Raw genomic sequence first — 21,143 nt, 5'->3', positions numbered from 1 at the left:
GTCCTTCCGATGAGCGGCGGCGGCCTTCTGTCGGGCCGCCGTCACGCCGATGCGCAACGCGCGCGCGTTGCGGGTGAAAAAACGATGTCTAGCGCCCCCAGCGCAGCACGAGCGGGTCGAGCCGCCGCGCGGTGTCGAGCAGGCCGGCACGTACCTGCGGATGCAGCTCGGGCCACGGCGCGCGCGGCCGGTCGCACGCGATCACGCCGCCTTCCTTCATCAGCGCCTTCGCGGTGAGGAAGCCCGACTGGCGGTTCTCATAGTTGATTAGCGGCAGCCAGCGCGCGTACTCGTCGTACGCGTCGTCGCGACGCCCGGCGAAATACGCGTCGGTGATCCGGCGAATCCCGTCCGGATAGCCGCCGCCCGTCATCGCACCGGTCGCGCCGGCATCGAGGTCGGCGAGCAGCGTGATGCCTTCCTCGCCGTCCCACGGCCCTTCGATCGCGTCGCCGCCGAGCGCGATCAGCTCGCGCAGCTTCGACGCGGCGCCGGCGGTCTCGATCTTGAAGTACGACACGGCGTCGATCTCGCGCGCGAGCGTCGCGAGCAGCGACGCGGGCAGCGCGACGCCGCTGGCCGGCGCATCCTGAATCATCAGCGGAATGGCGAGGCCGTCGGCGACTTCGCGGAAGTACGCGCGGATCTGCGCGTCGGAGACGCGGAACGTCGCGCCGTGGTACGGCGGCATCGCCATTACCATCGCGGCGCCGAGCGCCTGGGCGTGCCGGTTGCGTTGCGCGCAGATCCGCGCGCTGAAGTGCGACGTCGTGACGATCACCGGCACGCGCCCCGCGACGTGCTCGAGCGTGGTGCGCGTGAGCAGATCGCGTTCGTCGTCGCCGAGCGCGAACTGCTCGGAATAGTTCGCGTGGATGCAGAGGCCGTGCGAGCCGGCATCGATCATGAAATCGATGCAGCGGCGCTGGCCGTCGAGATCGAGCGCGCCGTGCGCGTCGAAAATCGTCGGCACGACGGGAAAGACGCCCTGGTAGCGTGTGCTCATGGCCGGCCTCACTCGACGATGTCGAACTGGTCGAGGAATTCGGTCTTCAACGTGAGGCCGAGGCCCGGCACGTCGTCGCGCAGTTGCAGGAAGCCGTTCTCGGCCACCGGCTCGCCGTCGAAGATGTAATAGAACAGCTCGTTGCCGACCTCGACGTCGAACATCGGGAAGTACTCGCTCATCGGTGACGCGAGCGTGCTCATCGTCAGGTGGTAGTTGTGCATCTGGCCCGCGTGCGGAATCACCGGCACGCTGTACGCCTCGCACAGCGCGTTGATCTTGTGCGCCATCGTGATCCCGCCGACGCGGTTCGTGTCGTACTGGACGACCGACACGGCCTTGCGGTCGAGCAGCTGCTTGAAGCCGTACAGCGTGAATTCGTGCTCGCCGCCGGAGATCGGGATGGTCGTGAGCCGGTTCAGTTCCGCGTAGCCGTCGATGTCGTCGGCGATCACCGGCTCTTCCAGCCAGCGCGGCTGGTACTTCTCCAGCTTCGGCAGGATGCGCTTCGCATACTCGAGGTTCCAGCCCATGTAGCACTCGAGCATCAGGTCGTTGTCGTAGCCGATCACTTCGCGGATCGCCGCGACCGACTTCAGGTTCTCGACCACGCCCTGCTGCCCGTGCGCGGGCCCGTAGCCGAAGCGCATCTTGAACGCGCGGAAACCTTCCTTCAGGTACTGCTGCGCTTCCTCCTGCATTGCCCTCAGGTCGGTGCGGTAGAGCTTCGAGTAGTAGCAGGGGATCCTTTCCTTGGTGCGGCCGCCGAGCAGCTTGAACACGGGCTTGCCGACGCTCTTGCCGAGGATGTCCCAGATCGCGATGTCGACCGCCGAGATCGCGGCCATGCCGATGCCCTTGCGGCCCCAGGCGTGCGTCGCGCGGTACATGCGCTGGCTCAGGTACTCGTAGTCCCACGGGTCCTGGCCGATCACGAGCGGCGCGAGGTACTGGTCGACGATCGCCTTCGCGACGTGCGGCGCGAGCGCGACGTTGCCGAGGCCGACGATGCCGTCGTCGGTTTCGACTTCGACGACCGTCCACGCATGGAAGCGGAACGTGCTCATCGTTTCCTGCGGCGCATACAGCAGGTCCATCGCGTTCGAGCAGAAGTTGCCTTGCGGCGGGACGGTCTTGCCTTTCCACTGGAATACGCGGGCGCGTACGGATCGGATCTTCATGAGGGTGTCTCCGGAATCGATGTCGTCGGTGTAGAAGGCGTGCGAGCGTCACGCCGAAACGGTGGGCGAGCGCCGCGCGGCGCCCATTCGGCACGCGATCTGCAGCGCCTGCCAGGACGCGCCGACGTCGGCCGTGCCGCGGCCCGCGATGTCGTACGCGGTGCCGTGCGCGGGCGTCGTGATCGGCACGGGCAGCCCGCCCTGCACGGTCACGCCGCGCGAGAAGCCGAGCAGCTTGATCGCGATCTGCCCCTGGTCGTGATACATCGTGACGACCGCCTGGTAATCGCCGGCCTGTGCCTTCAGGAAGATCGTGTCGGCCGGGAACGGGCCGTGGAACGGCGCGTCGGTCGGCCAGTCGCGCGCCTGCAACCGGCGCACGGCCGGCTCGATGACGTCGACTTCCTCGCGGCCGCAACTGCCGCCGTCGCCGCCGTGCGGGTTGAACGCGGCGATCGCGACCTTCGGCGCGGCGACGCCGTTCGCGAGCAGCGACCGGTAGATCAGCTCCGACGCCTGTTCGATCCGTTCGATGCTCAGCTGGGCGGCCGCATCCTTGAGCGGAATGTGCGACGAGATCCGCGCCGTCCACAGTTCGCCGAGCGTGTTGAATTCGCAGAAGTAGCCGGTCACGCCGAGCGCTTCGGCGAAGTGGTGCAGTTCGTCGTCGTGACGCAGGCCGCCGAGCTTCATCGCGTACTTGTTCAGCGGTGCGAAGCAGATCGCGTCGACGTCGCCGGCGCGCGCGGCGTCGAGGCAACGGTCGAGCACGGTCAGCGCCGAGCGGCCGCCGGCAGCGCCCGCCTGGCCGACCGTGACCAGCGCGGGATCGACCGTATCGACCGCGACGAACGCGGCGCGCTCGGTGGACGGCCGGCCGCGCACGGCGGCGAGCGACGCGACGGGTTCGACGTCGACCTCGACGCCGGCGACACGCTGGCCGGCTTCCCACAGCCAGCGATCACCGATCAGTACGAGGTTCGCGCGGGCGGTCGCGTCGGGGCGGGCGAGCAGTTTCGCGATCAGTTCGGCGCCGATGCCGGCGGGGTCGCCGAGCGTCAGCGCGACGACGGGCAGGGCGGCGTCGGTCGAGGGGGTGTGCATACGGTGTCTCCGGTGGCGGCGCGCGGCCGTTGGTCTATGGGGTTGATGCTAGGTAGACGGAATGAGTCGGTAAATTGAAAACTCTTGATGAATCGATAACCTGGAGTAATCAAAGATGGGCTCGATCGACCGACGAGATTCGACCCCGCAACTGCTGAACCGGCTGCGGATGCGGCAGATCGCGCTGCTGCTCGCCGTGGACGAATGCTCGACGCTGCGCGCGGCGGCCGAGCAGATGGGCCTCACGCAACCGGCCGCGACGAAGATGCTGGCCGAGCTGGAGAGCGCGCTCGGCCAGCGGCTGTTCGATCGCATCGGGCGCGGGCTCGTGCTGAATGCGGCCGGCGAGCGCGTGCTCGGCTATTTCCGCGGCATCCGCGGCAGCATGGAGGCGCTGAACCGCGAGCTCGGCGAGCTGCAACTGGGCAGCGCGGGGCGGCTCGCGATCGGCAGCATCATGGCGGCGTCGCCGGGGCGGCTGACCGAGGCGCTGGTGCGGCTGAAGGCGCGTTATCCGCTGCTCGCGATCGACATCGCGGTGGATACGAGCGACCGGCTGATGCCGCAGCTTCGCGAAGGCGTGCTCGAAGTGGTGATCGGGCGCAACGCCGGGACCGACTGCGACTTCCGCGTGGTCGACGACGAGGCGCTCGCGATCATCGCGGGCCGCGCGCATCCGCTCGCGGGCGCGGGGCCGGTCGAGTTCGACGCGCTGCTCGATTACGCATGGATCCTGCAGCCGGCCGGCAGCCCGGCGCGCGAGGTCGTGGAGCGCGAATTCCGCGCGCGTCACCAGCCGATGCCGCGCGGGCTCGTCGAAACGGGCTCGATCCTGACCACGATGAACCTCGTCGACCGTTCGTCGATGCTCGGCGTGATTCCGCTGACGGTCGCGCAGCGCAACGCGGCGCACGGGCTCGTCGCGATCGTCGACTACACGCTCGAGCAGAAGCTGCCGTCGTACGGCAGCCTCGTGCGGCGCGACCGGCCGTTGAGCATTCCCGCCCAGCAGTTTCTCGCGCTGTTTCACCAGGACGCCGTGGGCGCGGACGGCGGCGCCTGATCCGGCGGTGCGCCGCCGCGCCGGTCACGCGTCGTGGAACGCGGCGATGCGTGACGACGGCGCGGAAGGGACGGCGGCAGCGAAGACCGGCTTCAGCGTGCCGACGGCGCGGCGGGCGCGTCGCCGAGCGCCGGCATCGAGTCGGACAGCGCGCGGTCCGGCCGAATCCGCAGCGCGGCGACGATGCCGAACAGCAGCATCGCGACCGAGCCGACGAACGGCACCGTCCAGCTGCCGGTGCGATCGACGAGATAGCCGAACAGGATCGGCGACAGGATTCCCGAGATCGCGGAACCGGCGTTCATCATCCCGCTCGCGATGCCGGCATGGGCCGGCGCGATATCGCTCGGCACGGCCCAGATCGGCCCGATCGTCAGTTCGAGGCACAGGAACGATCCCGACAGGCACAGCGCGACGCCGGCCGTCGAGTGCACGAACGCGAGCGGCAGTAGGCACGCGAGCGCACCGACGAAGCTCGTCACGATCACGCTCTGGCGCGACAGCGCGAGGTTGCCGGTCTTCCGGTAGATGCGGTCGCAGAGCCAGCCGCCGAGCGTGTCGCCGACCACGCCCGCGAAGAACACGCCGGACGCGAACAACGCGGTCGATTTCAGGTTGAGGCCCTGGCCGTTCAGGAAAAAGGTCGGCAGCCACGTGAAGAACAGCCACGCGGTCCAGCCGTAGCAGAAGTAGACGAAGATGGTCGGCGCCATCCGGCGAGACAGCGGCCCCCACGGCGTGGGCCCGGAGGATGCGGTGGCGCGGCGGGCGCGCGTGTGGCCATCGTCGTCGCCCAGCGGATGCTCGCGGAAACCGGCGATCCACCATGCAAGCCACGCCAGTGTGACCGCGCCGATCACGAAGAACGCCGCGCGCCACGACAGCCACGTCATCAGCGCGGCGACGATCGGCGGCGTGACCGCGTTGCCGAGCCGCGAGAACGAATGCGTGAAGCCCTGCACGACACCGCGCCGCTCGCGCGGGAACCACTGCGTGATCGCCCGGGCCTGGGCCGGCAGCGTTGCGCCTTCGCCGATACCGAGCAGCAGGCGCGCAGCGAACAGCAGCCCGAGGCTGTGCACGAGCCCGGTCGCGAACGTGGAGACGACCCAGATCAGCCCGCAGCCGATCAGCGTGATGCGGGCGCCGAACCGGTCGGCGATCCAGCCGCCGCCGATCTGGCAAATTGCATACGAATACGCGAACGCGGAGAAGGCGACGCCAAGCTCGGTATTCGACAGCCCGAGTTCGGCCTTGATCGCGCCGGCCGCGGTCGCGAGATTGACGCGGTCGACGTAGAGGATGAACGAAAGCGCGCACAGCAGCCACAGCGTGTGGCGCCGTTGACGGTGGTCGGTGGGCATGTGTCTCACTCCATGTGCGTGCGCGGCGTTGCAATGACGCTGCGTTCACGGGCGAGCCCAGCATCGCGCGGCGGCGAAGACACTGTCCAATGAATCTTCGGGATCAATCGATAACCGCAGGTATTCATTTCCGTTTCGGCCGCACGTGTCCGCGCGGCGCGCAAGCGGGCGACCGCGCGGACCGAGGCGCGGGAGGCATTGCGCGAGGCGGCCGTCGGCATGCCGCCGACAGTCGACCGCGCCGGCGCCGTGCGCGCGGTGGTCGCGTACGGTGCGGCCGGAGATGGGAACGGTATCGGCGATGAAATACACGGCGCCCGGATTCGGCCCACCGCTCGAACAGGGCGGGCGCGAGCCGCGCATGAGCGGCAAGGCCCGCGCGTCAGGTCGGGAAGCGCTCGCCGTCGGCCGCCGGCACGAGATCGTCGGGCCACTGCACGTCGAATCGCGTGCCGCCCGCGCCGGTCGGCACGCACAGCGCTTCGCCGCGATGCGCATGCGCGATCGCCGCGACGACGGCGAGCCCGAGGCCGGTGCCGCCGGGTTGTGACTCGTCGACGCGCCGGAACGCCTGGAACACGTGCGGCGCGAACTCGGCGGGAATGCCCGGGCCGTCGTCCTCGACGCGCAGCCGGCACATGCCGTTCTCGATGCGCGTCTGGATCCGGATCGCGCCGGGCACCGCATGGCGGCGTGCGTTCTCCAGCAGCGCGAGCAACGCCTGGCGGATACGGACCGGGTCGCAGCGCATGCGACGCGGGTCGAGATCGAGTTCCGGATGCTGGCCGGCGGCCTGCAGCGCGTGCGCGAACACGTCGACCACGGCGCGCACTTCGGCGGCGAGATCGGTGTCGCGGATCTCGATGCTCAGGTGGCCGCTGTCGGCGAGGCTGACCACGCGCAGATCCTCGATCAGCCGCGTCAGCCCTTCGACCTGCGCGAGCAGGCTGCGGTACAGCGCGTCGCTCGGCGTGAACACGCCTTCGGCAAGCCCCTGCAGCCGGCCGCGCAGCACGGTCACGGGCGTGCGCAGCTCGTGCGCGATCGCCGCGTTCCAGAAGGTTTGCTCGTCGGTCACGCGCTGCAGTTCGCTCGCGAGCGCGTTGAAGTTGTCGGCGAGCAGCGCCGCTTCCTTCAACGAACGGTCGCCGGCGACCGCGCGTGCGCCGAGATCGCCGCGCGCGACGCGGCGGATGCTGTCCGTCACCGAATTCAGCGGCACGAGGATGCGGCGCGACAGATTGATCGCGACGATGACGGCAATCAGCAGGCCGACCAGCGTGGTCGAGACGATCCACACCCACTCAGGCCCGCTCGGGAGCCAGCTCTGCGGCTGGAACGACTCCGGCGAGTACTGGTACAGCAGGTAGTAGAACGCATAGGCCGTCACGACGATCAGCACCGTGATGCCGAAGGCGATCGCGCCCATCGTCAGCGCGATCTGGCGGCTCAGGCCATCGAGTCTCACTCGCCGCTCCACAGTTTGTAGCCGACGCCGCGCACGCTGGCCGGCACGCCCGCGACGCCGAGATCGTCGAGTTTCTTGCGCAGCTTGCTGACGTGGCTGTCGACCGTGCGCTCCAGCGCGTCGCCTTCCGGCAGGCAGGTCGCCATCAGCTCGGCGCGGCTGAACACGCGGCGCGGCGCGCGCGCGAGCTGCGCGAGCAGCTTGAATTCGGTGAGCGTCAGCACGAGCGTGTGGCGCGCGCCGTCGACTTCGACCGTCGCTTCGTGGTGCTCGAGATCGATCTCGAACGGCGCGGCGCGCAGCACGCGCTGCTCTTCCTGGCGCGAGCCGCCCATCGACCGGCGCAGCACCGCCTGGGCGCGCGCGACGACTTCGGCCGGGTTGAACGGCTTGACCACGTAGTCGTCGGCGCCGATGCGCAGCCCGGTCAGCTTGTCGATGTCCTGGTCGAGCGCGGTCAGCATGATGACCGGCGTATCGCCGCGATGGCGGATCTCGGCGAGCACCTTCCAGCCGTCGACGTGCGGCATCTGCACGTCGAGCAGCACGAGGTCGGGCTTCAGCGACAGGTGGAGTTCGAGCGCGCGGCGGCCGTCGGCGGCGTGCACGGTACGCAGCCCGTTGCGCGCGAAATAGGCAATCAGGATCTCGGCGATCTCGGGTTCGTCCTCGGCGATGAGGACGAGCGCCTGTGCGCGCTGGCCGGCGCCGGGAGATGAAGAAAATTCGGGCATGGCCACTCGTTCGGATCTATCGGGGTTCCATCGAATCGCCATACTACCGCACGGCCCGCGCAACCGAACGGAGACGGGCGAGGCGCGCGAATCGCCGCAACGTGCCATATTACGCACTACAGATGGATCATCGGATGCCGCACCTGCGCAGCGGCGAGACGTCGTGGCCGCCGGAAGTGGCGCGCGTGATCACACGCTGCACCGTCGCGTGTGCGTGGGTGGCCGGACCGGGCCCGAGCGTGTGCGCGAGTAAGCGTATGCAATGCCGTGGCGTTTTTCTTTATGGCTTACTCTCCGATGTAAAGAAGTCACGATGGTGTTATCGAAGCGCGCGTGCCCATCCAGCGGCACGCGCGCCCGTACTCAGATGCGGCCGAGCAGCACCAGTATCACGACAATGACGACGATCAGCCCGACGGTCCCCGATGGCCAATAACCCCAGCTTCGGCTATGCGGCCATGAAGGAAAAGCTCCGATGAGCAGCAGAATCAGAACGACGATGAGGATCGTACCGAGCATCGCACCCCTCCTGAATTTATTCGACACGGTCTGCGCCGACGCAATCCGCGTGCCGCGACGCGGTGGCCGGTGAAAGCCGGCGCAAGCGCATTGTTCGAATCCCGAAAATTCATGCGATGAATACCGGCCAATTCAGAAAATAAATTTCAAAAATGCATGCCCGGTCGCTATGCTGGACCTTCGGTTTTCCCTCAGGCGAGCGCAATGGCTGAACTCTTTCTGGTACGGCACGGGCAGGCGTCGTTCGGCACCGACGACTACGACCGGCTGTCCGCGGCGGGCGACCGGCAGGGCGTCTGGCTCGGCGAATACTTCGCGCGGCAGGGCCTGACGTTCGACCGCGTGATCTGCGGCACGATGAACCGCCATGCGCAGACGGTCGCCGCGATCCTGCGCGGAATGGGCCGCGAAGGCGTCGCGGTCGACCGCCATCCGGGCCTGAACGAATACGATTTCCACGGGCTGTTCGCGGCAGCCGCCAGCGACTACCCGGAGATCGCGCGGCTCGCGGCCGGCTCGATGAAGGAACACTTCCGCGCGCTGCGGCAGGTGCTGCACCTGTGGGCCGAGGACAAGCTCGGCGACGCGGCCCCCGAGACCTGGGCCCATTTCCAGCAGCGCGTGGCCGACGCGCGCGCCGCGATCCGCCACGGCGGCGGCCAGCGCGTGCTGGCGGTGAGTTCCGGCGGCCCGATCGCGGTCACCGTGCAGCAGGTGCTCGCGGCGCCGCCGTCGAGCGCGATCGCGCTGAACCTGCAGATCCGCAACAGCAGTCTTTCGCAGTTTTTCTTCAACGCCGACGCGTTCCACCTCGCGTCGTTCAACGGCATCCCGCATCTGGAGGATCCCGAACGACACGCGCTGCGGACCTACGGCTGACCCACGAACGATCGCGACGATGACGAACCCTTCCCCGCAACTCGACGTAGCCCGCCTCACGCGTTATCTGGAAACGCACGTGCCGGGCTTCGAAGGCCCGGTCGACATGGAGAAGTTTGCCGGCGGCCAGTCGAATCCGACTTTCCTGCTGAAGGCGAAGAGCGGCCGCTACGTGCTGCGCCGCCAGCCGCCGGGCGAACTGCTGAAATCCGCGCACGCGGTCGACCGCGAATTCCGCGTGCTGCGCGCGCTGTCGGGCACCGCGGTGCCGGTCGCGCATCCGTATCACCTCTGCGAAGACCGCGACGTGATCGGCAGCCTGTTCTACGTGATGAGTTTCGAGGATGGCCGGATCTTCTGGGATCCCGCGCTGCCGGAACTGCCGAAGGCCGAGCGCGCGACCTGCTACGACGCGCTGCTGCAGACGATGGCCGCGCTGCACGACGTCGATGTCGACGCGGTGGGCCTCGCCGACTACGGCCGCCCGGGCAACTACTTCGAACGCCAGATCGGCGTGTGGACGAAGCAGTATCGCGCGGCCGAAACCGGGCGCCTCGACGCGATGGAGACGCTGATCGACTGGCTGCCCAAAGCGTGCCCCGAGGACACGGGCCGGCCGGCGTTGGTGCACGGCGATTTCCGGATCGACAACCTGATGTTCGCGCGTGACGGCTATCGCGTGCAGGCCGTGCTCGACTGGGAACTGTCGACGCTCGGCAACCCGCTCGCCGACCTCGCGTATTTTTGCATGTGCCTGCGGCTGCCATCCGGCGGGCAGGTGCGCGGGCTGGCGGGCCAGGATCGCGCGGCGCTCGGCATTCCTGACGAAGCGGCGATCGTCGCGCGCTACTGCGAGCTGCGCGGCATCGCGCCGATCCGCGACTGGCATTTCTACCTCGCATTCAGTTTCTTCCGGCTCGCGGCGATCGCGCAGGGCGTGAAGGCGCGCGCGCTGCAGGGCAACGCATCGAGCGAGCAGGCGCTGCGCGTCGGCGAAATGGCCGGCCGGCTGGCCGAAATGGCCGTCGGCGCGATCGACGCGCATCGCTGACGGCGCCGCGAAGCGCTACGCATTGCCGCGAAGTGCCGCACGGCGACACGACATCCCAATCAATGGAGGAGCACAGCAACATGGCAACGAACCTGTTCGACCTGACGGGCAAGATCGCACTGGTGACGGGCGCGAGCCGCGGCATCGGCGAGGAAATCGCGAAGCTGCTCGCGGAGCAGGGCGCGCACGTGATCGTATCCAGCCGCAAGCTCGACGACTGCCGGGCCGTGGCCGATGCGATCGTCGCGGCGGGCGGTCGCGCCGAGGCGCTGGCGTGCCACGTCGGGCGTCTGGAGGACATCGCCGCGACGTTCGAGCATATCCGCGGCAAGCACGGCCGCCTCGACATCCTCGTGAACAACGCGGCCGCGAACCCGTATTTCGGGCACATCCTCGATACCGATCTCGCCGCGTACGAGAAGACCGTCGACGTGAACATCCGCGGCTACTTCTTCATGTCGGTCGAGGCCGGCAAGCTGATGAAAACGCACGGCGGCGGCGCGATCGTCAACACGGCGTCGGTGAATGCGCTGCAGCCGGGCGACCGGCAAGGCATCTACTCGATCACGAAGGCGGCCGTCGTCAACATGACGAAGGCGTTCGCGAAGGAATGCGGGCCGTTCGGCATCCGCGTGAACGCGCTGCTGCCGGGGCTCACGAAGACCAAGTTCGCGGGTGCGCTGTTCGCCGACAAGGACATCTACGAAGCGTGGATGACGAAGATCCCGCTGCGCCGCCACGCGGAGCCGCGCGAAATGGCCGGCACCGTGCTGTATCTCGTGTCGGATGCGGCGAGCTACACGAACGGCGAATGCATCGTCGTCGACGGCGGTCTGACGATCTGAGTGCGCGATGAAACTCGACAGCTACGCCGGGCAGGCCGTGATGATCACCGGCGCCGCGAGCGGCTTCGGCGCGCTGCTCGCGAGCGAACTCGCCGCGATGGGCGCGCGGCTCGCGCTCGGCGACCTGAACGGCGAGGCGCTGGAACGCGTGGCCGCGCCGCTGCGCGCGGCCGGCGCCGACGTGCTCGCGCAGCGCTGCGACGTGCGCGTCGAAACGGACGTCGCGGCGCTGGTGCATGACGCCGTCGCGCGTTTCGGGCGGCTCGACGTCGGCATCAACAACGCGGGCATCGCACCGCCGATGAAGGCGCTGATCGACACCGACGAAGCCGATCTCGACCTGAGCTTCGCGGTGAACGCGAAAGGCGTGTTCTTCGGGATGAAGCACCAGATCCGCCAGATGCTCGCGCAGCGCGAAGGCGTGATCCTGAACGTCGCGTCGATGGCCGGGCTCGGCGGCGCGCCGAAGCTGGCCGCGTATGCGGCGTCGAAACATGCGGTGGTCGGGCTCACGAAGACGGCCGCGCTCGAATACGCGCGCCATGGCATCCGCGTGAACGCGGTGTGTCCGTTCTACAGCACGACGCCGATGGTCACCGACGGCGATATCGGCGAGCGCCAGGATTTTCTCGCAAAGGGCTCGCCGATGAAGCGGCTCGGCCGGCCCGACGAAGTCGTCGCGGCGATGCTGATGCTGTGCGCGAAGGAAAACACCTATCTGACCGGGCAGGCCGTCGCCGTCGACGGCGGTGTCTCGGCTTTCTGAACCGAACGAACGGAACACGACAATCTCGAGGAGTCGATCATGGACTTTGGCTACACCCCGAAAGTGGAAGCGCTGCGCGAACGCGTGCGCGCGTTCATGGACGCGCACATCGTGCCGCGCATCCGTCAGTGGAACGACGAAGTGCACGCGGGCGGGTATCCGGTGTCGTTCATGGAGGAACTGAAGGAGCGCGCGAAAGCGGAAGGCCTGTGGAACCTGTTCCTGCCGCACCTGAAGGACGACGAGCCGGGCACGGGCCTGACGAACCTCGAATACGCGCCGCTCGCCGAGATCATGGGGCGCGTGAGCTGGGCGTCGGAGGTGTTCAACTGCAACGCGCCGGACACCGGCAACATGGAGCTGCTGCACATGTTCGCGACGCCCGAGCAGCGCGAACAGTGGCTGCTGCCGCTGCTGCGCGGCGACATCCGTTCGGCGTTCGCGATGACCGAGCCCGACGTCGCGTCGTCGGATGCGACCAACATCACGACGCGTATCGAGCGCGTGGGCGACGAGTACGTGATCAACGGCCGCAAATGGTTCATCACGAACGCCGCGCATCCGAACTGCAAGATCTTCATCGTGATGGGCAAGACCGATCCCGATGCCGAATCGCACCAGCAGCAAAGCATGATCCTCGTGCCGCGCGACACGCCGGGCGTGACGGTCGTGCGCAACATCACGGTGGTCAATCACCACGCGCCGGAAGGGCACTGCGAGATCACGTTCGACGACGTGCGCGTGCCGGCGCGCAACCTGCTCGGCGAGGAAGGCAGCGGCTTCGCGCTCGCGCAGGCGCGCCTCGGGCCGGGCCGCATCCACCACTGCATGCGTTCGATCGGTGCGGCCGAGCTGGCGCTGGAACTGATGATCGACCGCGCGCAGTCGCGCGTCGCGTTCGGCAAGCCGCTGAACCGACACGGTACCGTCGGTGAGTGGATCGCGCGCTCGCGCATCGAGATCGACCAGGCGCGCCTGCTGGTGCTGAAGGCCGCGTGGATGATCGACAAGGTCGGCGCGAAGGCCGCGCGCAAGGAGATCTCGATGATCAAGGCGCTCGTGCCGACCGTCTACACCAACGTGTGCGACCGCGCGATGCAGGTATTCGGCGCAGCGGGCTTGAGCCCGGATACGCCGCTGGCTGACCTGTGGACCTGGGGCCGCGCGCTGCGCTTCGCCGACGGCCCGGACGAGGTGCACCTGCAGGCGATCGCGCGGATGGAGATCAAGGACGGCGAGCCCGGTGCGACGGCGCCGTACCTGACGCCGCCGCCGCGCGGCTGAGCGGGGCGACGTGGACGAACGAACGGCGCCCGCCGTAAGATCTCGGCAAGGAGATCCGGCGATGCGCCTTTCGAAGATTGATCTGAACCTGTTCGTCGTATTCGAGGCGATCTACAACAAGCGCAACCTGACGCGTGCGGCCGAGGTGCTGAATCTCACGCAGCCGGCCGTCAGCAACGCGCTGGCGCGGCTGCGCAAGACGCTGAACGATCCGCTGTTCGTCAGCACGCCGGCCGGGATGATGCCGACGCCGATGGCCGAGAACATCGTCGGCCGCGTGCGCGAGGCGTTGCAACTGCTCGATTCGAGCGCGCACGAAGGCGACGTGTTCGATCCGGCTTCGTCCGAGCGCGTATTCCGGCTCAGCATGAGCGACCTGACCGAAGCGCTGCTGCTGCCGGCGCTCGGCGAGTTGCTGCAGACGCATGCGCCTGGCATGCACGTGCGCAGCTACACGATGGATCGACGCGAAGTCGCGACCGCGCTCGCGAACGGGTCGGTCGACCTCGCGATCGACGCGCCGCTGATCGGCGACCCGCACCTGCACCAGGCGCTGCTCGTGCAGGACCGCTACGCGTGCATGATCCGCGCCGATCACCCGTTCAAGGGCGACACGCTGACCATGGACGACTACCTGTCGATGGGCCACATCCACGTATCGAGCCGGCGCAAAGGCAGCGGGCACGTCGACGCGGAACTGACGCGGCTCGGGCTGCGCCGCAACATCCAGATGCGCGTGCAGCACTACATGGTCGCGCCGCTGATCGCGATGCGCGGCGATCTCGCGCTGACGGCGCCGCTGCGGCTGCTGCGGCGCTATCCGGCGCGGATTGTCGAACTGCCGTTCGAGATGCCGGGGCTCGACTACTTCTGCTACTGGCATCGCAGCGCCGATCAGGATCAGGGCAGCCAGTGGCTGCGCGGGCAGTTGATGGCGCTGATGGGCGGAATGGAGGAGGGGCGGTGAGGGAATGTCGTGCATGCGGTCGTTTCCGTCGACGCGATCGGCCGCACGCACCGTCCTGAGCGGTGGCCATCGATAAGGCGCTTTTCGACAGTTGCGGCGACGTCATCCGTCGGTAGAATCGGTACTTCCCTACCGGAGTGCCTCGCATGGACTCTCACGCCCCGAATCGCCACGCGCTGGCGCCGCTCGCGTACCACGAAACCGTAGCCGACTATTTGCGCCGGCACGAGCCGGACGTCTGGCGCTGGACCGGCGAGCGCCAGACGCATGCCGAACAGCTCGAATCGCTGCGCGCTTCGTTGCTGCGGGAAACCTACCGGATCGACGCCGATGCGCACGGCAACGTCCATGCCGCCCTGGCGCTGGCGATGGAGCGGCTCGGGATCGTCGACGTGCCGGCCACGCTCTATCAGTCGCCAGGCACCCAGATGAATGCGTCGCTCGTATTCGTACCGGGCGAGATCCACATCCTGTTGCAGGGCCCGGTTCTGGAGCGGCTGGCACCGGAGGAGCTGCTGGCGATTCTCGGGCACGAACTCGCACACTATCTGCTGTGGTCGCTCGACGGCGGCCGGTTCCTGACGGCCGATCGGATCCTGAACGACGCGGTGGCCGCTCCCGGCGGAGCCGACAGCCATCGCGAGACGTTTCGGCGTTATGCGTTGCACACCGAACTCTTTGCCGATCGCGGCGGCGCATTGGCGGCGAATGCGGTGGCGCCTGCCGTTTCGACACTCGTGAAGGTGCAGACGGGCATCAGCACGGTGGATGCAGCGGCTTATCTGCGTCAGGCCGCCGAGATCGAATCGAACGAATCGGGCGCCAGCGCGGCATTGAGCCACCCCGAGACTTTCATCCGTGCCCGTGCGCTTGCGCTGTGGTGGGACGGCGAGGCAAGCCTCGACAGCTGGATCGACACGCGCCTGCACGGCCCGCTTTCGCTGGAGCGGCTCGACTTGCCGGGTCAGGCGCGCCTGCAGGCGCTGACGCGCGGATTCCTCGCGCATTACCTCGACGGCGCGTCGCTGGCCAGCGACGCCGTGCTGGCCCAGGTGCGCATGCTGTTCCCGGACTGGCGCGACGATGAGCCCGTCGCCGGCCCGGATGCATTCGACGCGGCAGGTGTCGACGACAGCGTGCGCAGCTACCTGAACGCACTGATGATGGATCTCGCGCTGGCGGACCCCGATCAGCGCGACGTGGCGTTGTTGCGCGCCGGGCAGGTTGCCCGGTCGCTCGGCAGTCTCGACGCATTGCAGCTCAACCTCCGGCGCGACGCGGGCCTCGGCAAGCGCGAACTCGAACGCTACAAGCGGCAACTGGCCGAGGAGAAGGACGCATGAACGACAGGATCGCCGACGGTGCGCCGCGCACGCTGCGTACGCTGATTGCCGCGCAGGCCGGCGCGGCATTGTCGACCGACGACGTGCTCGTGTTGGTGCTGCCGTTGTTCGCGCAGGTGGCGGAGCTTCACGCGCAGGGCAAGGTGGCGTCGCTGGACGCGGACAGCATCGTGATCGACGAAGGGGGCAGCCTGGCGCTGCGACGCCCCGACGGCGAAGCGCCGCAGATGGACGTCGGCGCCGTGCATCGCGTCCAGCCGCACCCTGCGTCGGGCCTGAACATCGTCGGTGCGCTGCAACTGGAGCACACGCCCGATGGCCATCACAGCCAGACCGATCTTGCATTGCAGCTTGACGCAGCGGCTCTGGTCGTGCGGCCCGTCTATTTGCCAGGGTACGCGAGCTGGGAGCGATCCATCGGGCATCACGACGAGATCACCGACGTGTTCATGCTGGGGATGGTGCTGGCCAGCCTCGCATGCGGGCTGAACTTCGAAGCGGAAAGCGACCTGCGCGCGTTCGTCGAGCATCGACGCAATCTGTTCGTGCTTCACGAACGGCTGCATCCGATCGTTGCGGCGGCGATCGTCGAAATGACGGAAGTGAACCGTCACGACCGCGCGACCGACGTGGCCGCGCTTGCGATGCGCCTGCGCACGTGGCGCGAGCAGCCGCTCGGCCTGGACGTCGAGCGTGCATTGGCCGGGGCGACAGGGGCGGCGTCGCGTCGCGGTGCAGTGCTGACGCACCTGCGCGATCGCTTGTTCGATCTGTCGCGTCGCAACCGGCTGCTGCATTTCCGGCCGACCGCGGCGACCGTCAACCTGACCGTGGCCAGCGTGCCGCTGATGCTGCATATCGAAAGCGTGCGCCCGGAGCACATCTGCACGTGGGGCGGACCGTTCGCCGCCGACCTCGTGGCCGGCAAGGCGGTGCCGTTGCAGCAATGGCTGCGGTTCGACGATCAACCGTACCTGCCCGCGTCGCTGGACCGGCTGATCGCCGATACTCGCCGCGAACGGGCCGAATTCGGCTTCAGCAACCTGCGTCTCGTGATCGCGTTCCTGCGCTGGCACAACCTGAAGGACGCCCCCGACGAGCGTATCGTCTCGCCCCTGCTCTGGTTGCCGGTCGAACTCGTCAAGCGCAAGGGCGTGCGCGATCAGTACGTGATCCAGTGCGCTGGCGGCGACGCCGAATTCAATCCGGCGCTGCGGCACCATCTCAGTCAGCTCTACGACATCCGGTTACCCGAGACGGTCGACCTGGGCAAGATCACGCTGGCTGAGATTCATGCGGATATCCTGACGCAGATCCGGAGGTCGGAACCTTCGGTCGAACTTCGGCTCGTCGACAAGGCGTCCGTACGGCTGGTGCGCCAGAAGGCACAACAGCGCATGCAGCAATACCGACGGCGGAAGCCCGCGGCACGTGCAGGCGGTTCGCACGGCGGTCGGCTGCCCTCTTTCAGCTATGCGCAAGACGATTACCGACCGCTCGGCCGCGCGTTGTTCGAGGAATGGGTGCGGCCGAGCGAACTGCCGCAACGTTTCGAGGCCGGCGCCACGCCGGGCGCCAGCCTGCGTCGGCCTCAGATGGCCGACGCAGCGGCGGAGGCCGTCGACGATCGGCAGGGTTACGTGCTGCAGGAATCCGACGGGCATCGCTACGCGTGGGATTTCGATCTGACGCAGGTCACGCTGGCCAATTTCAACTACCGGAAGATGTCGCTGGTGCGCGACTACGCGCAACTGCTCGACGAGACCACCGTGAATCCCGCATTCGACCGGGTGTTCTCGATCGAGCCGCGCGAGGTGGAAACGTCGGCGGCCGCGCCGCTGCCGGCAGGCGAGCAATGGAACGTGGTGGCTTCCGATGCGACCCAGAATGCGTCGGTGAGCCTGGCGCGCAGCCAGCGCAGCTTCATCATCCAAGGGCCGCCGGGCACCGGCAAGTCGCAAACCATTACCAACCTCATCGCCGATTACGCGGGGCGCGGCAAGCGTGTGCTGTTCGTATGCGAAAAGCGTGCGGCGCTGGACGTGGTGTTCCACCGGCTCAAGCAGAGCGGGCTGGACGCGCTGTGTTGCCTCATCCACGATTCGCAGTCGGACAAGAAGGCGTTCGTCGCCGATCTGAAGAGCTGCTACGAGCGCTGGATCGCCCAACCGCACGACAGCGAAGCGTTGCACGCGCGACGAACGGCGCTGATCGACGCGCTCGACGTGCAGCAGCGACGTATCGATGCATTCGAAGCGGCGATGGCGGCTGCGCCCGACGCGCTGGGTGGCAGCGTGCGCACCTTGCTGCGGCGGCTGGTCGCGCTGCCGGCGGTACCGGATGTCGGCTTTACGTTGCGCGAGCGCTTGCCGGCGCTGGCCGTTTGGGACCGGCATGGCGAGCTGACCCGACGCGTGCATCGTGCGATGCGCGAACGGTTCGGCGCGAACAGTCTGGCCTCGCAACCTTTCGCACGGCTGTCTGCGGCGCTGCTGGCCGACGAGCGGGCATTCGGGCGGGTCGAGCAACTGTGCCAGGACGCCGACGCGCTGTTCGACGCGCTCGATCCAGTGCTCGACAGCACGGTGGCGTCGATCGGACACGCCACGGCGCTGTCGCGCGCATGCGCGATCGCAGCCGATTACCAGTGGCTGATCGATACCGGCCTCGCCGCGCATCTCGACGTGCTCGATCCGGCGTCGTCCGCACAGACGGTATTGCGAGAAGCCCGCGATGCGTTGTCGGCGCACGCAGACGCGCTCACGGCCGCGCAGGCTGCCACCGTGCACTGGCGAGACAAGCTGTCGCCGGGCGATACCGTGTCGGCGCTCGCACTCGCGCGCCGGCTCGAGGCGTCGGCGATGCGATGGCTGCAGCCGGCATGGTGGCGGTTGCGCGGCGAGCTTCGGCGTCGCTACGACTTCGCGCAGCATGCGGTGCATCCCGGCTACGTCAAGGTGCTGGAGCAGCTTGCCGCCGAGCAGGCCGCGGCTGCGGCACTCGACGCAGCCGATGTCGAGTGCCGCAAGCGCTATGGCGTGAGCGAAATGGCGGCGTTTCTGCGCGCGCTGGCCGAGCTGGAGGCGCGGCTGGCGTCGGACGGCGATCTGCGCGAACGGATCGCGAATCTGCGTCAGGCGGTCGATCCGCTTGCTGCCGCGCGTATCGATGCCGGCGCACGCGAGGCCCTCGACAAGCTCGAGCGTCGCATCCGCGACAACCTGGTCATGGACGATGACGTGTCGCTGGCCGAAATCGCCGAGGCGCTGCGCGATCTTCGGGAGGGACTGGACGACCTGCCTGATTTGCTGCCGCTGTTGCGTGCGGTCCACGCGGCCGACCCCGCCTATGCGGCGACGCTGCAGTCCGTCGACCTCGCGCCCGCGGAGCTGGAGGCGCTGATTGCCGACGAGGCGTTGCGCCGCCTGGAGCGCGAGAATCCGGTGCTCGCGCGATTCGGCGGCGTGGCGCTCGCACAGGCCGCGCGTGCCGCGGCCCGGATCCAGCGCGAATTGCTGACCGTGAATGCCCAGGTCGTGAGCGCGACGTTGCATCGGCAGTTTGCCGACCACGTGCGCCAGTCGTCGTTATCGGCGACGCAACTCGATGCCGACGGCAAGACCTTCAAGAAGCGCTACGCAACCGGCCGGCGCGAGCTCGAACACGAGTTCGGCAAAAGCATGCGCCACCGTTCGATCCGCGATCTCGCCGATGACGAAACGGGCATGGTCGTCAACGACCTGAAGCCGATCTGGCTGATGAGCCCGCTATCCGTATCCGATACGCTGCCGCTGTCGCCCGATCTGTTCGACGTGGTGATTTTCGATGAGGCCAGTCAGATTCCCACCGAGGAAGCCGTGCCTGCGCTCAGCCGTGCCCGTCAGGTCGTGGTGGTCGGCGACGAGATGCAGTTGCCGCCGACGAGCTTTTTCACGGCAGCGGGCGCGGATGGCGACGACGAGATCGTGATCGAGGAAGAGGGCGAGCGCATCGCCATCAATCTCGACTCCGACAGCTTGTTGAATCAGGCGGCGCGCAATCTGCCCGCGACGCTGCTGGCGTGGCATTACCGCAGCCGGCACGAAGCATTGATCAGCTTCTCCAATGCGGCGTTCTACGACGGTCGTCTCGTTACGATTCCGGACCGCGTGCTGGAGCGCGCCGACGAGGACGGGTGGTCGGTGCGGTCGAGCCAGGACGATGCCGGCATCGTGGGCGCCGATGCGTTGCTCGCGCGGCCGATCAGTTTTCATCGGCTCGACGACGGCGTGTACGTCGAGCGGGGCAACGTGCCCGAAGCGCGCTATATCGCGTCGCTCGTACGCGAGATGCTGCGCCGGGAGACGGGCCTGAGCCTCGGCATCGTCGCGTTTTCCGAGGCGCAGCAGAACGCGATCGAAGCGGCGCTGGAGGCACTGGCGGCCGAAGACGCCGACTTCGCCACGCGGCTCGAGCGCGAGTACGTGCGCGAGGACGACGACCAGTTCAACGGCCTGTTCGTCAAGAACCTGGAAAACGTTCAGGGCGACGAACGCGATGTGATCATCCTCAGCATCTGCTACGCACCGGGCCCGGACGGCAGGATGCTGATGAATTTCGGGCCGATCAACCAGCGTGGCGGCGAAAAGCGTCTGAACGTCATCTTCAGCCGCGCAAGGCACCGGATGGCGGTGGTTTCCACGATTCAAGCCGATGCGATCACGAACGTGCACAACGACGGCGCGGCCGCGCTGCGGGCATTCCTGCAATTTGCGCAGGCGAGCGCCACGGGCCAGTTCGACCGTGCACAGGCGGTGCTCGGTGCGCTGAATCAGGGGGCGCGCGATGCGTTCACGCGGCGGACATCGCCTGACGCCATTCGCGATGCGTTGGCCGAAGCACTGCGCGCACGCGGTCACCAGGTCGATATCGACGTCGGCCGTTCGCAATTCCGCTGCGACCTGGCGATCGTCGATTCGTCGAAGCGGGACTACGCGCTTGCGATCCTGCTCGACAACCCAGCCCATGTCGTGACCGATACGGCGGAGCGCTATGTATTCCGGCCCGGCATCCTGCGCGGCTTCGGCTGGCGTGTGCTGGACATCCCCGGGAAAGATTGGCTTGATGACCCGGCCGCGGTGCTGGCGCGCATCGAGGCAATGCTTGCTGACGGTGAAGATCGAGCACTCGATCAGGAAATCGAGCTGCCGACGCCGGTTGTTCAGACGCCCGCGCAGGAGGCGGAAACTGTGCAGGGCGAGACTGCAGCGGCGACTGGCGCGCCGACGGAACGCGTGAGATCGCTGCGATGCGAGCAAGGCACTTCCAGCAAGTTCTGGCGCGCCCGCCTGCGAGGCACGGAGCTGAACGTGACGTACGGTCGGATCGGATCGGCCGGACAAGCCAACCTCAAGCAATTCGAAACCGTCGAGCGTGCACAGCGCGAGATGGACAAGCTGGTGGCGGAGAAACTACGCAAGGGCTATGTCGAAGACCCGGCCGGGTGATGGCCGGCGTCCGATACGCCGCTTACGCAAGCGTTCCGCACGCAACTGCGGTCCGACTTCACGTTTTCGACGTTCCTCGCGTG

At 67.7% G+C, this 21,143-nt stretch carries 16 protein-coding genes; 9 read left to right on the top strand and 7 right to left on the bottom strand.

What is annotated here, in order from left to right:
* Positions 1 to 88: 88 nt before the first annotated feature.
* The 3 genes from WS95_RS30560 to WS95_RS30550 are packed head-to-tail and all read right to left on the bottom strand — an operon-like array spanning position 89 to position 3,291.
* Positions 89 to 1,006 carry a dihydrodipicolinate synthase family protein gene (locus tag WS95_RS30560; RefSeq protein WP_059827801.1) on the bottom strand — a complete coding sequence of 306 codons (918 nt, stop codon included), beginning with the start codon at positions 1,004 to 1,006 and terminating at the stop codon, positions 89 to 91.
* Positions 1,007 to 1,014: 8 nt separating this feature from the next.
* Complete coding sequence (locus tag WS95_RS30555) at positions 1,015 to 2,187, bottom strand: L-rhamnonate dehydratase (RefSeq protein WP_059792118.1); 1,173 nt, start codon at positions 2,185 to 2,187, stop codon at positions 1,015 to 1,017.
* 48 nt (positions 2,188 to 2,235) lie between these two features.
* The gene (locus WS95_RS30550; RefSeq protein ID WP_059827799.1) at positions 2,236 to 3,291 is read right to left on the bottom strand and encodes a 4-hydroxythreonine-4-phosphate dehydrogenase PdxA; all 1,056 of its coding nucleotides are present in this window, start codon (positions 3,289 to 3,291) and stop codon (positions 2,236 to 2,238) included.
* 115 nt (positions 3,292 to 3,406) lie between these two features.
* Between WS95_RS30550 and WS95_RS30545 the strand changes: the two genes are divergently transcribed.
* The gene (locus tag WS95_RS30545) at positions 3,407 to 4,354 is read left to right on the top strand and encodes a LysR family transcriptional regulator (protein ID WP_059827798.1); all 948 of its coding nucleotides are present in this window, start codon (positions 3,407 to 3,409) and stop codon (positions 4,352 to 4,354) included.
* Positions 4,355 to 4,446: 92 nt separating this feature from the next.
* Here the strand turns inward: WS95_RS30545 and WS95_RS30540 are convergent, their stop codons facing one another.
* The 4 genes from WS95_RS30540 to WS95_RS34430 all read right to left on the bottom strand — a co-directional run bounded on the left by WS95_RS30540 (position 4,447) and on the right by WS95_RS34430 (position 8,439).
* A complete protein-coding gene (locus WS95_RS30540; protein ID WP_059827796.1) occupies positions 4,447 to 5,718 on the bottom strand; it encodes an MFS transporter in 1,272 nt (423 codons plus the stop codon).
* 382 nt (positions 5,719 to 6,100) lie between these two features.
* Complete coding sequence (locus tag WS95_RS30535; RefSeq protein ID WP_059827794.1) at positions 6,101 to 7,186, bottom strand: ATP-binding protein; 1,086 nt, start codon at positions 7,184 to 7,186, stop codon at positions 6,101 to 6,103.
* Entirely contained in the window at positions 7,183 to 7,920 is a 738-nt protein-coding gene (locus WS95_RS30530) for a response regulator (protein WP_059503617.1), read from the bottom strand. Before WS95_RS30530 ends, WS95_RS30535 begins: the two co-directional genes overlap by 4 nt.
* Before the next feature lie 363 nt (positions 7,921 to 8,283).
* A complete protein-coding gene (locus tag WS95_RS34430) occupies positions 8,284 to 8,439 on the bottom strand; it encodes a DUF3309 family protein (protein WP_082747036.1) in 156 nt (51 codons plus the stop codon).
* A 204-nt stretch (positions 8,440 to 8,643) separates the two neighbouring features.
* On the opposite strand from WS95_RS34430, the gene WS95_RS30525 reads away from it, so the two are divergent.
* From WS95_RS30525 to WS95_RS30490, 8 genes are all read left to right on the top strand, one after another.
* Complete coding sequence (locus tag WS95_RS30525) at positions 8,644 to 9,318, top strand: histidine phosphatase family protein (protein WP_059827791.1); 675 nt, start codon at positions 8,644 to 8,646, stop codon at positions 9,316 to 9,318.
* Between the two features lie 19 nt (positions 9,319 to 9,337).
* Positions 9,338 to 10,369, top strand: coding sequence for a phosphotransferase (locus WS95_RS30520; protein ID WP_059827789.1), 1,032 nt, complete (start codon positions 9,338 to 9,340; stop codon positions 10,367 to 10,369).
* 80 nt (positions 10,370 to 10,449) lie between these two features.
* Complete coding sequence (locus WS95_RS30515) at positions 10,450 to 11,214, top strand: SDR family oxidoreductase (protein ID WP_059827896.1); 765 nt, start codon at positions 10,450 to 10,452, stop codon at positions 11,212 to 11,214.
* Positions 11,215 to 11,221: 7 nt separating this feature from the next.
* Positions 11,222 to 11,980 carry an SDR family NAD(P)-dependent oxidoreductase gene (locus WS95_RS30510; RefSeq protein ID WP_059827787.1) on the top strand — a complete coding sequence of 253 codons (759 nt, stop codon included), beginning with the start codon at positions 11,222 to 11,224 and terminating at the stop codon, positions 11,978 to 11,980.
* Positions 11,981 to 12,019: 39 nt separating this feature from the next.
* Complete coding sequence (locus tag WS95_RS30505; protein WP_059827785.1) at positions 12,020 to 13,264, top strand: acyl-CoA dehydrogenase family protein; 1,245 nt, start codon at positions 12,020 to 12,022, stop codon at positions 13,262 to 13,264.
* A gap of 61 nt (positions 13,265 to 13,325) precedes the next feature.
* Positions 13,326 to 14,231, top strand: a complete 906-nt coding sequence (locus tag WS95_RS30500; RefSeq protein WP_059827783.1) for a LysR family transcriptional regulator — start codon at positions 13,326 to 13,328, stop codon at positions 14,229 to 14,231.
* 146 nt (positions 14,232 to 14,377) lie between these two features.
* Positions 14,378 to 15,574 carry a M48 family metalloprotease gene (locus tag WS95_RS30495; RefSeq protein ID WP_059827781.1) on the top strand — a complete coding sequence of 399 codons (1,197 nt, stop codon included), beginning with the start codon at positions 14,378 to 14,380 and terminating at the stop codon, positions 15,572 to 15,574.
* Positions 15,571 to 21,060 (top strand): AAA domain-containing protein, encoded by a 5,490-nt coding sequence (locus WS95_RS30490; RefSeq protein ID WP_059827779.1) that lies wholly within the window; start codon positions 15,571 to 15,573, stop codon positions 21,058 to 21,060. The genes WS95_RS30495 and WS95_RS30490 overlap by 4 nt, the downstream gene beginning before the upstream one ends.
* Positions 21,061 to 21,143: the final 83 nt, after the last annotated feature.

It is taken from the genome of Burkholderia sp. MSMB1826 (assembly GCF_001526325.1).
GTDB lineage: Bacteria > Pseudomonadota > Gammaproteobacteria > Burkholderiales > Burkholderiaceae > Burkholderia.
The sequence above is the reverse complement of the archived record's forward strand: the minus strand, read 5'-3'. Positions and strand labels throughout refer to the sequence as shown.

Bases quoted from the DNA above. Each gene is read 5' to 3' on its own strand.
- WS95_RS30525 (WP_059827791.1), top strand. From the start codon at position 8,644: ATGGCTGAACTCTTTCTGGTACGGCACGGGCAGGCGTCGTTCGGCACC.
- WS95_RS30495 (WP_059827781.1), top strand. From the start codon at position 14,378: ATGGACTCTCACGCCCCGAATCGCCACGCGCTGGCGCCGCTCGCGTAC.
- WS95_RS30530 (WP_059503617.1), bottom strand. From the start codon at position 7,920: ATGCCCGAATTTTCTTCATCTCCCGGCGCCGGCCAGCGCGCACAGGCG.
- WS95_RS30520 (WP_059827789.1), top strand. From the start codon at position 9,338: ATGACGAACCCTTCCCCGCAACTCGACGTAGCCCGCCTCACGCGTTAT.
- WS95_RS30500 (WP_059827783.1), top strand. From the start codon at position 13,326: ATGCGCCTTTCGAAGATTGATCTGAACCTGTTCGTCGTATTCGAGGCG.
- WS95_RS30515 (WP_059827896.1), top strand. From the start codon at position 10,450: ATGGCAACGAACCTGTTCGACCTGACGGGCAAGATCGCACTGGTGACG.
- WS95_RS30550 (WP_059827799.1), bottom strand. From the start codon at position 3,291: ATGCACACCCCCTCGACCGACGCCGCCCTGCCCGTCGTCGCGCTGACG.
- WS95_RS30560 (WP_059827801.1), bottom strand. From the start codon at position 1,006: ATGAGCACACGCTACCAGGGCGTCTTTCCCGTCGTGCCGACGATTTTC.
- WS95_RS30540 (WP_059827796.1), bottom strand. From the start codon at position 5,718: ATGCCCACCGACCACCGTCAACGGCGCCACACGCTGTGGCTGCTGTGC.
- WS95_RS30555 (WP_059792118.1), bottom strand. From the start codon at position 2,187: ATGAAGATCCGATCCGTACGCGCCCGCGTATTCCAGTGGAAAGGCAAG.
- WS95_RS30505 (WP_059827785.1), top strand. From the start codon at position 12,020: ATGGACTTTGGCTACACCCCGAAAGTGGAAGCGCTGCGCGAACGCGTG.
- WS95_RS30545 (WP_059827798.1), top strand. From the start codon at position 3,407: ATGGGCTCGATCGACCGACGAGATTCGACCCCGCAACTGCTGAACCGG.
- WS95_RS34430 (WP_082747036.1), bottom strand. From the start codon at position 8,439: ATGCTCGGTACGATCCTCATCGTCGTTCTGATTCTGCTGCTCATCGGA.
- WS95_RS30510 (WP_059827787.1), top strand. From the start codon at position 11,222: ATGAAACTCGACAGCTACGCCGGGCAGGCCGTGATGATCACCGGCGCC.
- WS95_RS30490 (WP_059827779.1), top strand. From the start codon at position 15,571: ATGAACGACAGGATCGCCGACGGTGCGCCGCGCACGCTGCGTACGCTG.